The sequence below is a fragment of the Rhizobium sp. 01T444 genome (genome assembly GCF_056398305.1).
Genome location: NZ_JBFTPD010000013.1, coordinates 66,783 through 81,516, shown reverse-complemented (window position 1 = coordinate 81,516; position 14,734 = coordinate 66,783). Strand labels below are relative to the sequence as shown.

Here is a 14,734-nt window from a genome sequence, read left to right as displayed (position 1 = left end):
GGGCTGAGGGGGAATTTTGTGGCCAATCTCGTGAATGAACTGGTGTCAGGCGTCGTCAATAGCGTGCTGAAGGAAATCCTGAAGAAGACGACGGGCCGCACCACGACCAAGCGCAAGCGACGTAAGGCAGCTCCTGCAACGACGAGCCGCACCACCCGCAAGGCAACGCCGACGAGCCGCAAGCCCGCTCGCAAGCAGGTCAGCAAGCGCCGTACGGCAGCCGGCCGCGCCGCGCCTAAACCTTCCCCATCGTAAGCTGCAATGCCCGCAATTCTTCGAGGCAGATGCATGGGCGGGCGTGATCTCGGCGTCGTGACCGAAGTCTCGCAATGGGATTTCAGGCACTTCACCGATACCGAGATAGAACAGATCCAGGCCTACCTCAGCAGGGAGCCGTAACGCAGCGGCAACAATGCGCGCCACAGAGTGTCGCGGATTGGTCTTTTTTTGGTTTTGGCGGCTGGAATTCCGGCTTCCACATGCTATCTAAAGAAAACGATTGAAACGGCGGGCCTTTAACCCGCCTGTTGAAAGGATTAGGTCCCATGAGCGGTATCAACGAATTCATCGAAAACGAGATCAAGAGCAACGACGTCGTCCTCTTCATGAAGGGCACGCCGCAGTTTCCGCAGTGCGGTTTCTCCGGCCAGGTCGTCCAGATCCTCGATTACATCGGTGTGGACTATAAGGGCATCAACGTGCTCGCCGATTCGGAAATCCGCCAGGGCATCAAGGATTACTCCAATTGGCCGACGATCCCCCAGCTCTACGTCAAGGGCGAGTTCATCGGCGGCTGCGACATCGTCCGGGAAATGTTCCAGGCCGGTGAGCTGCAGCAGCACCTCCAGGAAAACGGCGTCACCATTAAGACTGCCGTCGCCTGATCGGTCACCGGGCGTCCGTCCGGTTTCCAAATCTGTATCTTGAGTTCGAGGCGCTGCGCTAAGCAGCGCCTTGACCTGTTTATGGGAATTTCATTGTGACAGATTCATCACAAGCCATGTCCGCGGGTCGGCTGCCCATGGGCAAGCTCGAATTCATCGCGCTTGCGGCTTTCATGATGGCAGTCAACTCGCTGGCGATCGACATCATGCTGCCCGCACTGCAGCAGATCGGTGCCAGTCTCGGTGTCGAGAACGAAAATCATCGCCAATATGTCGTTTCCGCCTATCTTTTTGGCTTCGGCCTCGCGCAGCTTTTCTACGGTCCGCTTTCCGATCGCTTTGGTCGCCGCATTCCGCTCCTGATCGGCCTCTGTATTTACGTCGTTGCCGCCTTCGGTATCGCTGTCGTCCCGACCTTTGCCGGTCTTCTGGCGCTGCGCTTCATCCAGGGTCTTGGTTCCGCCGCGACCCGCGTCATTACTATTTCCATCGTCCGCGATGTCTACGGTGGTCGGCAGATGGCGGAAGTCATGTCGCTGATCATGATGGTCTTCATGGTCGTGCCTGTTATTGCGCCCGGCAGCGGCCAGATCATCATGCTCGTCAGCACCTGGCACATGATCTTCGTCTTCATCGGCACCATGGCGACGGCCGTTGGTATCTGGATGTATCTGCGCCTGCCGGAGACGTTGGATCCGGCTAATGTTCGCCCGTTCACGGCGCGCTCGATCCTGCAGGGCTTTGCGATCTTCCTGTCGAACCGTGTCGCCCTCTGTTACACCATTGCCAGCACGATCCTGTTCGGCGCGCTGTTCGGCTTCATCAATTCCGCCCAGCAGGTCTATGTCGGCATTTACGGGCTCGGCGTTTACGCTCCGGTCGCCTTTGCCGGCGTGGCGCTGTTCATGGCCTTCTCGTCCTTCATCAATTCGCAGCTCGTCGGCCGGTTCGGCATGCGCCGCCTGTCGCATGCCTCGCTCTTAGGCTTCAGCGCGTTGAGCTTCATCTGGATGCTCGTGCAGGTCTTCGGGCCGCAGCCGATGCCGTTCCCGATCTTCATCACCTTCTTCGCGCTGGTCATGTTCCAGTTCGGCTGGATCGGCTCGAACTTCAACTCGCTCGCCATGGAGCCGCTCGGCCATCTCGCCGGCACGGCTTCTTCGGTGATCGGCTTCATGAGCACGGTCGGTGGCGCATCGATCGGCGCCATGATCGGCCAGTCCTTCAACGGCACGGCGACGCCGATGATCGTGGGCTACTTCGTCGTCTCGTTGATCGGCATCGTTTTCGTGCTGATCGCCGAAAAGGGCCGGCTGTTCAGAGCGCAGCATGCGCCGCTGTCGAAGGACGCATCGCTTTCCAGCTTCACTGATATCGGACACTGATATCAGGCCCCATACCGGGACTGAAGCTCTCAGACACGTCAGGCGACGGGCATCCTGGTAGGAACCCGTCGCATCCCGCATTCATGCGGCCGCGTTTTCGGCCGTTCTTACGTCATTCAGGGGGATTCGAATGACTCCGACACATAAACCGCACACGGAAAACCAGGGCTCGGCCCGCATCGGCATGGGCTTTGTCGAGTTCGTGGTGACCATCGCCATCATGACCGCCAGCATCGCCATGGCGATCGACAGCATGCTGGCGGCTCTGCCCAGCATCGGCCATTCGCTTGGTGTGACCAACAGCAATGACACGCAGCTCGTTATCGGCGTGTTCTTCTTAGGCTTCGGCGCCTCGCAGATCATCTTCGGCAGCCTGTCGGATGCCTTCGGCCGCCGCAACATCCTGCTCGGCGGCCTGGCCTGCTATATCCTCGGCATGTTTGCGGCGGCCGCCACCGGCAGCTTCGAAATGCTGCTGATCATGCGTTTCGTCCAGGGCATCGGCGGCGCGGCCGTGCGCATCACCACCATGGCAATCGTGCGTGACTGCTTCGGCGGCCGCGAGATGGCCCGCGTCATGTCCTATGTCATGATCGTCTTCATGATCGTGCCGATCGTTGCCCCCTCGGTTGGCCAGCTGATCATTACCTATGCCGAATGGCACTGGATCTTCATCCTGCTCGGCATCGTCGCCTCGATCCTCTTCGTATGGGCGCTTCTGCGCCTGAAGGAATCCCTGCCACCGGACGAGCGTATTCCGCTCTCCTTCGCCGCTGTCGGCGACGGCTTCAAGACGGTTCTGACCAACCGTATCACCTGCGGCTACATGATCGGCTTGACCATGTTCACCGGCGTCATCAGCGCCTATGTGATCTCGGTGCAGCAGGTCTTCGGCGAGGTCTACGGCCTCGGCGACTGGCTGCCGATCGCCTTTGCGGCAACGGCGGGCGGCATTGCCGTTGCCAACTTCCTGAACGGCATGCTGGTGCGCAGCTTTGGCATGCGCCGTATCTCGCATGCCGCCATGCTGCTTTTCACCATCATCTCGGCAATCGGCTTCGTCGCGGCGCTTGGCGGCACGCCGGCCTTCTCCTTCTCCTATGCGCTCTTTTCGATCCTCCTGATGATGTTTGCCGTGATCGCTACCAATTTCACGGCCATCAGCCTGGAGCCGATGGGCAATCTCGCCGGCACGGCAACGGCCGTGACGGGCTTCGTGTCGACGACCTTCGGCGCCCTTCTCGGCGGCGGAGTCGGCCAGCTCTTCAACGGCACCGTCCAGCCGCTTTTCGGCGGCTTCGCGGTCTTCGGCGCCGTTACCGTCGTCATGGTGCTCTGGGCCGAAAAGGGCAAGCTTTTCACCCATCCCGGTGACAGCCCGCAGATCGAACCCGGCGCCGTTCACATGTAATGCTGCTTGAGAGCTAAGACTGGAAGATCCCGATGAGCCGTTTCTGGAGCCCCATTGTTCAATCCCTGACGCCTTACGTGGCGGGCGAACAGCCAGTCATCGACGGCCTGGTCAAGCTGAACACCAATGAGAATCCCTACGGCCCATCGCCGCGTGCGCTGGCGGCGATCTCGGAAGCGGTCAACGACACGCTGCGCCTCTATCCCGAGCCAACCGGTTTGAAGCTGCGCAAGGCGATCGCCGCAAGCCATGATCTCGATCCCGGCCAGGTCTTCGTTGGCAACGGCTCGGATGAGGTTCTGGCGCATACCTTCCAGGCGCTGCTGAACCACGATCTGCCCCTGCTCTTCCCCGACGTCACCTACAGCTTCTACCCGACCTATTGCGGCCTCTACGGCATCGATTTCCGCGAGATCCCGCTCGACGAAAAGATGATGGTACGAACCGAGGATTACCGCCAGCCCTGCGGCGCTATCATCCTGCCGAATCCGAACGCGCCGACCGGCACCGCGCTGCCGCTCGCAGCGATCGAGGCGATGGTTGCGGAGCATCCGGATCAGGTCCTCGTCATCGATGAAGCCTATGTGGATTTCGGCGGCGAGAGCGCCATCCCGCTCGTCCGGAAATATCCGAACCTGCTCGTCATCCAGACCTTCTCGAAATCACGTGGCCTTGCCGGCCTGCGCGTCGGCTTCGCCGTCGGCCAGCGGCCGTTGATCGACGCGCTGGAGAGGGTCAAGGACAGCTTCAATTCCTATCCGCTGGACAGGCTGACGCAGGCTGGTGCAACGGCCGCTTGGGAAGATCGGGACTGGTTCCAGAAACATTGCGATCTGATCATCGCAAGCCGCGAGCGCTTGACCGCCGCCGTCGGCAAACTCGGCTTCAAGGTCTTGCCCTCCTCCGCCAATTTCGTCTTCGCCCGCCACGCCACCCGCGGCGGCGCGGAAATTGCTGCGGAACTGCGAAAGCGCGCTGTCCTAGTCAGGCACTTCCGTAAGGAGCGCATCGAGGATTTCCTGCGCATCACCATCGGCACCGATGCCGAATGCGACAAGCTTCTGGACGCGCTGAAGCAGATATTGGTCTGAGCTGAAGCTCAGACCGTGAAGACCTCGCGGCGCAGGATGTCCCAGCTTTCCTTGTCCGGCGTGATCAGCAGGCCGCCGGTCACATGATGCGGCTGATAGGCCGAGCCGTCGAAGCGGGCGGCATAGGCACCGGCTTCCTGACTGATCAAAGTGCCAGCCAGATGATCCCAGGGCATCAGCTTGTTGTACATCAGGTAATGCACATGCCCGCCGGCAAAGGTGCGGTATTCATGGGCCGCACAGCGGTAGTTGGTGAGGAAGCGCACCTTCGCGAGATTGCCGAGGATCTCTGCGCGCTTCTCCTGCGGCAGGTAGCCGGTGGAGGCCATGCCGACCATCTGGTCGAGCGCGACAGGCTCTGCGACCGTCAGCCGCTGCGCTTCGCCGTCTGGACGGCGCAGCCAGGCGCCGCCACCCTTCTCGGCCATGACCCAGTCGTCGCCCATCGGATCATAGATGATACCGGCAACGGTCTCGCCCTTGGATACGACCGAGGCCATGACGCCGAAGGCCGGAATGCCTGACGCGAAGTTGAACGTGCCGTCGACGGGATCGACGACGATGGCGAGATCGGCACCTTCGAGTTTGTCGAGAAGTGCTGCATCGGCGGCAACCGATTCTTCGCCGATGAAGAGCGCCTCCGGCCAGAGGCGCGCGGCCTCGACCTTCATCATTCTTTCGGCCTGCTCATCGGCCTCGGTGACTAGGTCGGTCGCTTCCGTCTTGGCGCGCACGTCACTGCTGCCCAGCCGGCGAAAGCGCGGGAGGATCTCGGCTTTCGCTGCCTGCCGCAGGAGATCGGCAAGCTTCATCGTGTCTACGGCAGTCGTCATGGCACTTTCCCCTCGGTTTATCGGTGGCCGATGATATCGCTGCGGATCATCTCCCAGCTTTCCCTGTCGGGAGCCGAGATGATGCCGCCGGAAATCTCGCCCGGTCTATAAGGCGTTCCGTCGAATTTGGCCGTATGGCCGCCGGCTTCCTCATGCGTCAGCACGCCGGCAAGATGATCCCACGGCATCAGCTTCGGATGGCCGATGAAATGCAGCTTGCCGGACGAGACCATCCAATATTCATAGGCGGAGCAGTTGAAGGCGAAGGTCATGCGGATCTTCGCCATGTTGCCGGCAACGCGCGAACGGTCCGGTTCCTCCATATGGCTGCAGGCCATGGCGCCGATCATGCGGTTAAGCTCGATCGGCTCCGCCACCTTCAGGCGGACAGGCTCGCAATCACGCTTCTGCTGGAAGGCGCCGGCGCCCTTGAGGGAAACGACTGTATCGCCAAGGGCCGGATCGTGAATGATGCCGGCAACCGTCTCGCCCTTGACGGTCACGGCCAGAATGGTGCCGAAGACAGGCAGGCCGGCCGCAAAATTGAAGGTGCCGTCGACCGGGTCAATCACGAAGGCAAGATCGGCATCGGCAAGCGCTGGCACGACGGAACGATCCGCCTCATAAGCTTCTTCGCCGACGATGAGGGCGCCGGGAAAGCGCTCGCGGATCGCCGCCGTCAGATAGGCCTCGGAGCGCAGGTCGGCCTGCGTGACGAGATCGACGGAAGATGTCTTTTCGGAAACATTGGCCGCAGCCGCATTGCGGAAGCGCGGCATGATCTCTTCTTCGGCGACATGCCGGAGGCAATCGCCGAGAAACTCTATGTCATTGTCTGAGAAAATCATTTTGGACTCGTTGCATGGATCTGCAGAGGCTCATAGCAAGTCCATTATGACGTTTGGGTGACGTTCAGCGCAGAAAAGTCGAAAAGTTTCGGATCAAGCAGATGCGATGGGTTCACATGCGCGAGCGCGCGCAGCATCGTGTCCTTGCGGCCGGGCATGCGCCGCTCGATATCGGCAAGCATGTCCTTCATCGCATTGCGCTGCAAACCGTCCTGCGAGCCGCAGAGATCGCAGGGAATGATCGGAAACTGCATGGCAGTCGCGAATTTCGCCATATCGTCCTCGGCGCAATAGGCGAGCGGCCGCAGCACCATCAGGTTGCCTTCATCATTCAGAAGCTTCGCCGGCATGGCGGCGAGCCGGCCGCCATGGAAGAAGTTCATGAAAAAGGTTTCGAGAATGTCCTCGCGGTGATGGCCGAGCACGAGTGCATCGCAGCCCTCTTCCTTGGCAATGCGGTAGAGATTGCCGCGGCGCAGGCGCGAGCAGAGCGAACAGTAGGTGGCCCCCTCCGGCACCTTCTCCTTCACGATCGAATAGGTGTCGCGATATTCGATGCGGTGTTTGACGCCGATCTTGGAGAGGTATTCCGGTAGCACATGCTTCGGGAAGTTCGGCTGACCCTGGTCGAGATTGCAGGCGATCAGTTCCACCGGCAGCAGCCCGCGCCATTGCAGGTCGAGCAGCAGCGCCAGCAGCCCGTAGGAATCCTTGCCGCCGGAAATGCCGATCAGCCAGCGCTTCTGGTCCTTCAGCATGTCGAAGTCTTCGAAGGCCTGACGCACCTGCCGCAGCAGGCGCTTGCGCAGCTTGTTGAAGGAGACCGAAGGCGGCGCGTCGGCAAACAGCGTATGGCCGATGCCGGCTTCAGCCGTTTCCAGATCGTCGGCAATATTGGCTGCGATATTCATCTTCTTACCCGTCTGATGTGCGCGTCCTGCTTAGCAGAAAGCCGCAGGCCAACCCAGCCTCAATCGCCGAAAACCGACCAGCCGGTGCGGGCTGCCAGCATTTCCAGCGCCACGGCACCAAGCTGCGAATTGCCGACCTTGTTCAGCCCCGGCGACCACACTGCAATCGAGGCGATGCCCGGCGCCACGGCAAAGATGCCGCCGCCGACGCCGCTCTTGCCCGGCAGGCCGACATGATAGGCGAAATCTCCTGAGCCATCATAGTGGCCGCAGGTCAGCATCAGCGCATTGATGCGTCGCGCCCGCTTCGGCGACACCACCGAATGGCCGGTCAGCGGATTGCTGCCGCGCGCAGCCAGGAACAGACCGGCACGGGCCAGCTGCTCGCAGGTCATCGAAAGCGCGCACTGGTGGAAATAGACGCCGAGCACATGATCGACCGGATGGTCGAGATTGCGGTAGGAGCGCATGAAGTTGGCGAGCGCGAAATTGCGATAGCCGGTCGCCGTTTCCGAACGCGCCACCTTATCGTCGATGGTGATGGATTCGTCGTCGGCGAGGTAACGCACGAAGCGCAGCAACTCGCCGATCGCCTCGCGCGGCGCATGGCCGGCCATGACGACATCACTGACGGCGATAGCGCCGGCATTGATGAAGGGATTGCGCGGGATGCCGTGCTCATGCTCGAGCTGGACGATGGAATTGAAGGCCGAGCCCGAGGGTTCGCGGCCGACCCGCTTCCACAGCCCCTCGCCCACCTTGCCGAGCGCCAGCGTCAGCATGAAGACCTTGGAAATGCTCTGGATGGAAAAGGCGACGTCGGCATGGCCGACGCTGTAGACCTTGCCGTCGACGGTAATGATCGACATGCCGAACTGGTTCGGATCGATCTTGGCAAGTTCGGGAATGTAATCCGCGACCTTGCCCTCGCCGATGCGGGGCGTCAGCTCCTTGTAGATGCTGTCGAGGACTGCCTGCAAATCCATGATGGCTTCTCTCCAGAGAACAAAAAAGCCGCCTTGGAGGGCGGCTTTTCTGTATGCGAAAACGCCTCTCGCTGATTAGCGAGAATAGAATTCGACGACCAGGTGCGGTTCCATGACAACCGGGTACGGAACGTCGGCAAGCGTCGGAACGCGTGCGAAAGTGGCAACCATCTTGTTATGGTCGACTTCGACGTAATCAGGAACGTCACGCTCTGCGAGCGAAACCGATTCCAGAACCGTAACGAGCTGCTTGGAACGTTCACGAACTTCGATGACGTCGCCGGCCTTGCAACGGTAAGAACCGATGTTGACGCGCACGCCGTTGACCGTAACGTGGCCATGGTTGACGAACTGACGGGCAGCAAAGACCGTCGGAACAAACTTGGCGCGGTAGACGATCGCGTCGAGGCGGGACTCCAGAAGACCGATCAGGTTTTCCGAGGTATCGCCCTTGCGGCGGTCAGCTTCAGCGAAGATCGCACGGAACTGCTTCTCGCGCAGGTCACCGTAGTAACCCTTCAGCTTCTGCTTGGCGCGCAGCTGCACACCGAAGTCGGAAAGCTTGCCCTTGCGGCGCTGGCCGTGCTGGCCCGGGCCGTATTCGCGGCGGTTCACCGGGGACTTCGGACGGCCCCAGATGTTTTCGCCCATACGGCGGTCGATCTTGTACTTGGACGATTCGCGCTTGCTCATCGTATTTCCTTTCAAAAAGTTAGGACGGTTTGTTGCCAAACCGCGCGAAGGAAACACGCCCTCCTTTGATCTCGTTTCCGAGACCCGACAGGATCTTTCCATTCGCGAACGGACAGGATCCACGGGACATGTCAAATGAAACACCGGACATTGCTGCCCGGTGCTGGGGCGGTCTTTAGGGATAAGTCACAGGATTGTCAAACAGAATCTGCCGCAGCAAGCCCGTACTCGCCCGCCCGTTCCAGCGAACCGGCAAGTTTACGCAAGAGCGCGGCCAGCGCCCGACGCTCGTCCTCGTCCAGCCCTTCGAGATGGCAGAGTTCCCGCTTCATGTCTTCGCGGAAGGCGGATTCGGCACGGCGGATGCCCTCCTCCGTCAGCGCCACCTCGAAGCTGCGCTTGTCTCCGGCAGAGCGCTCGCGCCGGATGAGCCCGGATTTCTCCAGCCTGTCCAGCCGGTGCGTCAGCCCGCCCGAGGAGATCATCAGAAGACTGTAGAGCTCCGTCGGGATCATTCTGTATGGCGGCCCAGCGCGCCGGATCGTCGCTATCACGTCAAACTCCCCGCGATCGAGATCGAATTCCGAGAATGTCGCCTCGATGGATGGCCGCACCAGATTAGAGATCCGGTAGATGCGTCCGAGAATGCTCATCGGCGTCGTATCGAGATCGGGCAGCTCTTCCGCCCAGAGAGCGCGCAGCCGGTCGACATGGTCTCGCTTTTCCATGGTTACTCCAAAACTATCTTGACGAGAAGATAAATTGGGAAGATTATCTTCTCGTGAAGATAAATATAGCGAACCTGCAGCGTGATCCAAGGAGGAAATCGTGTTCCATGTCAGACCGCGTGAAAGCCAGCAGCAGTTCGCCAATCGCACCATCCGTTTCGAGGGCGGTGATTACGGCGCGCCGGTCTCGATCTTCCTGATCGACAACGAGCCTGGCCAGGGGCCGGACCTGCATGTTCACCCCTACACGGAAATGTGGATCGTCCGCTCCGGCAAGGCGCGCTTCACCGTTGGCGAGGAGACGCTGGAGCCCAGTGTCGGCGATATCGTCATCGTCAATGCCGAGACGCCTCACTGCTTCAAGAATGTCGGAACGACGCGGTTGGAGCTCACCTGCATCCATGCCAGCACCGAAATCATCCAGAGCTGGGTCTGAACAGGCCTATTCTGCGGCGCTCTTCAGAAAATCGCTGTCGGGCGCATCGGCCGAGCCCGGCGCGGTCTCAGCCTGCAGGTCCGGAAAGGCAACGATGCGCTTGCCGCTGAAATCCGTGTGCACGACGATGAGCCCCTGCTCCTCGAAATAACCGAGCAGCCGGCGCGCGCGCCGGGCCGAATGCGTGCCGTAAGCACGGGCGATACGGGCGTCCGAAGGGCAAGCCTCGCCGCCGATCGCAGCCTTCGCCATCATCAGGAAGACGCCCTGCAGATCGTCGGTGACGCCGTTCGACAGCGAAAGTGCCGTCGCCCACGCTTCGCCTGCCGCCATTTCGGGATCGACGCCAGAGCGCGAAACCGCGACGCGCCGTCGGAATTCCGGCAGCGACATCGGCGGACCGGGAACGCGGCGCATCCGCAGCCGCACCAGGAATTCCTGATAGAGTACCGCATCGGTCCGGAAGCCGGAGCCCGGATCGTCGAGGATTTCGGCGAGCACGCCGGCAAGCCGTTCCTCACGCTCTTCTGCCGAGATTTCCGGCTGGGCCACACGCGGCTCGGAAGCCTGCAACGGTGCTGCTGATGGCGTCGAGCGTGACAGTTCGGCAAGGATATCTGTGGTCGGGCGTGGTGCCGGCGGCGTACGCCGTACCATCGGCCGCTGGAATTCTTCCGGGTGGGGCGTGAAGATCAGGTCTTCCACATCCTGCGGCGCATCCGGCAGCGGCATCAGCTTCGGGCTGGAAGAGCGCGCCGAGGTCTCGACATTGCCGATCTGGATCGGCAGCGGGCGGCGCGACAAGGCCGGGCCGAGCGCCACGAAATGACCGCGCTTGAGATCTCGGAACATTTCCGCCTGGCGGCGGTCCATGCCGAGCAGGTCTGCGGCGCGCGCCATGTCGATATCGAGGAAGGTGCGGCCCATCAGGAAGTTCGAGGCTTCGGCCGCGACGTTCTTGGCAAGCTTGGCAAGACGCTGCGTGGCGATGACGCCCGCAAGCCCGCGTTTACGTCCGCGGCACATCAGGTTGGTCATGGCGCCAAGCGAGGCCTTGCGCGCATCTTCCGACACGTCGCCGCCGACAGAGGGCGCAAACATCTGCGCTTCGTCGACCACGACGAGAACAGGATACCAATATTCGCGATCGGCATCGAACATGCCGTTGAGGAAGGCGGCAGCGGCCCGCATCTGCTGCTCGATATCGAGCCCTTCCAGCGTGAGAACGCAGGATACGCGGTGCTGGCGGATACGGTTGGCAATGCCGGCAAGCTCGGCCTCGGTGCGCTCGCCATCGACGACGACATGGCCGTACCGGTCGGAGAGCGTGACGAAATCACCTTCGGGATCGATGATGACCTGCTGCACCCATTGGGCGGATTGTTCCAGCAGACGGCGGAGGAGATGCGATTTTCCGGAGCCGGAGTTGCCCTGAACGAGCAGACGTGTCGCCAGCAGCTCCTCGATATCGAGCGTCGCCGGAGCGCCGGACGCCAGTCCCATATCGATGCCAACCTGCACGTCCAATTCCCCTTACAAATTCCCGGCCCGTCTCTAGCAGATTCGCAGGCACTGTTGTCGTCAAACCGTCAAGAACCCACAGGGAAAGTCAGCCCTGGGAAATAGGTTTTTACACCGCCTCGCGCTCGACGAGGCCGCCCGCCATCTCCTTCTGCGTCGGGATCAGCAAACGGGTGCAGAGCAGGCTGACGAAAAGCGGTACCAGCAAGACCGCAAGCCCCACACGCAAGCCCAGGAGTTCGCCGAGAAAGCCGATAATCGGCGGCCCGATGAGAAAGCCGCTCAGGGCTGCGAAGGAAAGTGTCGCAACGCTTGACGCAGGCGGCCGATCAGTCAGCGAGGCGACGGCCGTCACCGCAAGCGGAAATCCGACCGAAACGCCGACACCGACAGCGGCAAAGCCGATGAGGGCAAGCGGTGTCGCCGGCGCAAGGAGAACGACGAGCATGCCGACAAGCGAGGCGATGCCGCAGCCGCGGGCAATGGCAACCGCGCCGAAACGGCCTTTCATGTAATCACCGCTGAAGCGCCCCGCCGCAACCATGAAGGCAAAAACCGAATAACCGAGGCCGGTTTGCGCGCCCGCGGCATTCATGACATCGCGGAGGTAGACCGCCGACCAATCGGCGATCGCACCTTCGGTCATCGTCACACCGAAGACGAAGGCGCAGATCCCGAGCAGGGCAAGACTGGGCGGCTTGAAGCCGGTCTTTACCTGCGAATTCTCCTCGTGGTGACTTTCCGGCAATTTCGGCAGGCGCAGGCTGGCAATCAGCCCGGCCGGCAGGATAACGATCGCTGTGATCAGGATCGACCAGTGCGGTGAAAGCCCTATGGCTATGGCGCCAACGCCGATCAGGCTGCCGACCATGATGCCGAGGCTCCAGAAGCCATGGCAGCGGCTCATGATGATCAGCCCCGTCGCCTTCTCCGTCACATCGGCCTCGACATTCATGCCGAGTTCTACCGTCGAGAGCGCGACCCCGACGATCATCAAGGCAAAGAATAGAAGCACGGCGCTGGGCGCGAAGGCTGGCAGTGAAACCACGGCAAGAAAGAAGATGAAACCATAGATGATCGCCATGCGCCCGCCGATGCGCGAGACGAGGCGGCCGGCAAACGGCAGGGTGATCAGCGTGCCGATCGGCAATCCCAGAAGGGCAACGGCGAGATCGGCGGTGCCGAGTTCAAGCTTCGCCTGGATATCGGGAATCCGCGGCAACCAGGCGCCAAAGGCTATCGGTTGCAGAAAGAAGATCAGCATGACAAGTCTTTGCAGCGGCACGGCGCATCCCTTTACATCTTGAGCGCCAAACCCGCTCGCGATTCCCCGCGGAGATCTTGCGCGATGAGACAGGTGAAATAAAGCGCGTAGTGCCTTCTCAGGCGCTCAGCCCGAAACCCTGCATCAGCCGCCGGGTGGCAAAATCGGGATTGCCTGATGTAAAGACGGCAAAGTCGAAATTATCGGGGTGAACGGCGTCCGCCACCTGCGGTACCAGCGTGCGGGCGCGCCGCGCAATGGCTTCCGCAGGGTCCAGCCAGTCCACCGGCCAAGGCGCCAGCCTGCGGAATAGATTGGCCATGAACGGATAATGCGTGCAGGCAAGCACCACGATATCTGTCTTGCGGCCGTCCTTATCGACGAAGCATTGCTCGATCTCGGCCGTCACTGCTTCATCGGAAACGGCTTCACCCCGGATATAGGCCTCCGCCATGCGGGCCAGGTTTTCGGAACCGACGAGYCGCACATGGCATTGCTGCGCAAAGGACTGGATGAGATCGCGCGTATAGGCGCGCTTGACTGTGCCAGGGGTCGCAAGCACCGAGACGAGGCCGGAGCGCGTGCGCTCGGCAGCAGGCTTGATCGCCGGCACCGTGCCGACGAAGGTCATCTGCGGAAAGGCGGCGCGCAGATCCGCACCGACCAGCGTGAAGGCCGTGTTGCAGGCGATGATGCAGACTTCCGGATCRTAGTCTTCGAGCAGCTTGGCGAAGAGGCTGATGATGCGCTCCTTCAGCGCCTGCTCTTCCCAGCCGCCATAGGGAAAGCCGGCATCGTCCGCGATATAAATGAAGCCGCGTTCTGGCATCAGCACACGTGCCTCGCGCAGCACGGTCAGCCCGCCTATGCCTGAATCGAAGACGAGGACGGGTTTCAGCTCATTCGTCGGCGCTGTCATCGGTGGGCGCACCCTTGGCGGATCGAGTGGAACCGCCCTTGCGCGGACTGTCGCGCGAAAAGCGGTCGAGGGAGGAGATGACGCCGCGCAACACGCTGATTTCCTGTTCCGTGAACGCTCGGCGGGAGAGAACTGCGCGCAGGTTGTCGACCATTTTCGGCTTTTTCGAGGGCGGATGGAAATAGTTGCGTGAATCCAACGCCTCTTCCAGCTGGTCGAACAGCCCGAAAAGCTGCTCCTTGGTGGAGGGCCGCTGCTCGAGCGCCTGGAACGGCACCGCCTCCAGATCCTCCATGCCGGATTTCATCCACTCATAGGACATGAGCAATACCGCCTGGGCGATATTGAGCGAGGCAAAGGCGGGATTGACCGGGAATGTGACGATCTCATCGGCAAGCGCCACTTCCTCGTTCGTCAGCCCCCAACGCTCGCGCCCGAACAGGATGCCGGTGGCCTCACCTGCCCGGAACCGGCTGCGCAGGTTTGACGCGGCAAAGACCGGAGAGCGCACCGGCTTGTAATTGTCGCGGCTGCGCGCCGTCGTCGCATAGACGAAGTTGAGATCGGCAATCGCCTCTTCCAGCGTGTCGTACACCTTGGTGCCCTCGATCACGTGATCGGCCTTGGAGGCTGCGGCCTGCGCCTTCTCGTTCGGCCAGCCGTCGCGCGGGTTGACGAGCCGCAGATCGGCAAGGCCGAAATTCGCCATGGCGCGCGCCACCATGCCGATATTCTCGCCCATCTGCGGCTCGACCAGAATGATGACCGGCCCTTCGGCCAGAAGTTGACGCTCGCTGTTCGTACCCGCCATGTGCCTATTTGTC

Annotated in this window: 16 protein-coding genes and 1 pseudogene; 7 read left to right on the top strand and 10 right to left on the bottom strand. The window is 61.3% G+C overall.

All coding sequences use genetic code 11. The features are described from left to right. The first annotated feature begins 18 nt into the window (after positions 1-18). The 6 genes and pseudogenes from AC1DTN_RS18525 to hisC all read left to right on the top strand — a co-directional run bounded on the left by AC1DTN_RS18525 (position 19) and on the right by hisC (position 4,771). Positions 19-255 (top strand): hypothetical protein, encoded by a 237-nt coding sequence (locus AC1DTN_RS18525; RefSeq protein ID WP_477922003.1) that lies wholly within the window; start codon positions 19-21, stop codon positions 253-255. Between the two features lie 24 nt (positions 256-279). Further along, positions 280-399 (top strand): annotated as a pseudogene (locus AC1DTN_RS18520) (c-type cytochrome); the annotation flags it as partial. Positions 400-545: 146 nt separating this feature from the next. Then, positions 546-884: a Grx4 family monothiol glutaredoxin gene (gene grxD / locus AC1DTN_RS18515; RefSeq protein WP_007826252.1), complete on the top strand. Its 339-nt coding sequence runs from the start codon at positions 546-548 to the stop codon at positions 882-884. Between the two features lie 137 nt (positions 885-1,021). Further along, positions 1,022-2,269, top strand: coding sequence for a multidrug effflux MFS transporter (locus AC1DTN_RS18510; protein WP_442205920.1), 1,248 nt, complete (start codon positions 1,022-1,024; stop codon positions 2,267-2,269). A gap of 130 nt (positions 2,270-2,399) precedes the next feature. Continuing rightward, a complete protein-coding gene (locus AC1DTN_RS18505; RefSeq protein WP_113324731.1) occupies positions 2,400-3,680 on the top strand; it encodes a multidrug effflux MFS transporter in 1,281 nt (426 codons plus the stop codon). Positions 3,681-3,712: 32 nt separating this feature from the next. Next, positions 3,713-4,771, top strand: a complete 1,059-nt coding sequence (hisC, locus tag AC1DTN_RS18500; protein ID WP_477922001.1) for a histidinol-phosphate transaminase — start codon at positions 3,713-3,715, stop codon at positions 4,769-4,771. Between the two features lie 8 nt (positions 4,772-4,779). On the opposite strand, the gene AC1DTN_RS18495 is transcribed toward hisC, so the two are convergent. From AC1DTN_RS18495 to AC1DTN_RS18470, 6 genes are all read right to left on the bottom strand, one after another. After that, the gene (locus AC1DTN_RS18495) at positions 4,780-5,604 is read right to left on the bottom strand and encodes an inositol monophosphatase family protein (RefSeq protein ID WP_439015094.1); all 825 of its coding nucleotides are present in this window, start codon (positions 5,602-5,604) and stop codon (positions 4,780-4,782) included. 17 nt (positions 5,605-5,621) lie between these two features. Then, the gene (locus tag AC1DTN_RS18490; protein ID WP_477922000.1) at positions 5,622-6,452 is read right to left on the bottom strand and encodes an inositol monophosphatase family protein; all 831 of its coding nucleotides are present in this window, start codon (positions 6,450-6,452) and stop codon (positions 5,622-5,624) included. Positions 6,453-6,496: 44 nt separating this feature from the next. Then, a complete protein-coding gene (gene ttcA, locus AC1DTN_RS18485) occupies positions 6,497-7,363 on the bottom strand; it encodes a tRNA 2-thiocytidine(32) synthetase TtcA (RefSeq protein ID WP_310388258.1) in 867 nt (288 codons plus the stop codon). Between the two features lie 59 nt (positions 7,364-7,422). Further along, positions 7,423-8,352 (bottom strand): glutaminase, encoded by a 930-nt coding sequence (locus AC1DTN_RS18480; RefSeq protein WP_113324726.1) that lies wholly within the window; start codon positions 8,350-8,352, stop codon positions 7,423-7,425. Positions 8,353-8,424: 72 nt separating this feature from the next. After that, positions 8,425-9,042, bottom strand: a complete 618-nt coding sequence (gene rpsD, locus AC1DTN_RS18475; RefSeq protein ID WP_113324725.1) for a 30S ribosomal protein S4 — start codon at positions 9,040-9,042, stop codon at positions 8,425-8,427. 197 nt (positions 9,043-9,239) lie between these two features. Continuing rightward, entirely contained in the window at positions 9,240-9,770 is a 531-nt protein-coding gene (locus AC1DTN_RS18470) for a MarR family winged helix-turn-helix transcriptional regulator (RefSeq protein WP_477921999.1), read from the bottom strand. 97 nt (positions 9,771-9,867) lie between these two features. Here AC1DTN_RS18470 and AC1DTN_RS18465 point away from each other — a divergent pair, with 97 nt between their 5' ends. Then, a complete protein-coding gene (locus tag AC1DTN_RS18465; protein WP_477922082.1) occupies positions 9,868-10,206 on the top strand; it encodes a cupin domain-containing protein in 339 nt (112 codons plus the stop codon). A 6-nt stretch (positions 10,207-10,212) separates the two neighbouring features. Here the strand turns inward: AC1DTN_RS18465 and AC1DTN_RS18460 are convergent, their stop codons facing one another. The 4 genes from AC1DTN_RS18460 to AC1DTN_RS18445 form a co-directional block, all read right to left on the bottom strand. Further along, the gene (locus AC1DTN_RS18460; protein WP_477921998.1) at positions 10,213-11,727 is read right to left on the bottom strand and encodes an ATP-binding protein; all 1,515 of its coding nucleotides are present in this window, start codon (positions 11,725-11,727) and stop codon (positions 10,213-10,215) included. Positions 11,728-11,836: 109 nt separating this feature from the next. After that, positions 11,837-13,012 (bottom strand): MFS transporter, encoded by a 1,176-nt coding sequence (locus tag AC1DTN_RS18455; protein ID WP_477921996.1) that lies wholly within the window; start codon positions 13,010-13,012, stop codon positions 11,837-11,839. A 97-nt stretch (positions 13,013-13,109) separates the two neighbouring features. Continuing rightward, entirely contained in the window at positions 13,110-13,910 is an 801-nt protein-coding gene (gene murI / locus AC1DTN_RS18450) for a glutamate racemase (protein ID WP_477921995.1), read from the bottom strand. After that, the gene (locus tag AC1DTN_RS18445; RefSeq protein WP_477921993.1) at positions 13,891-14,721 is read right to left on the bottom strand and encodes an RNA methyltransferase; all 831 of its coding nucleotides are present in this window, start codon (positions 14,719-14,721) and stop codon (positions 13,891-13,893) included. The genes murI and AC1DTN_RS18445 overlap by 20 nt, the downstream gene beginning before the upstream one ends. Positions 14,722-14,734 lie beyond the last annotated feature (13 nt).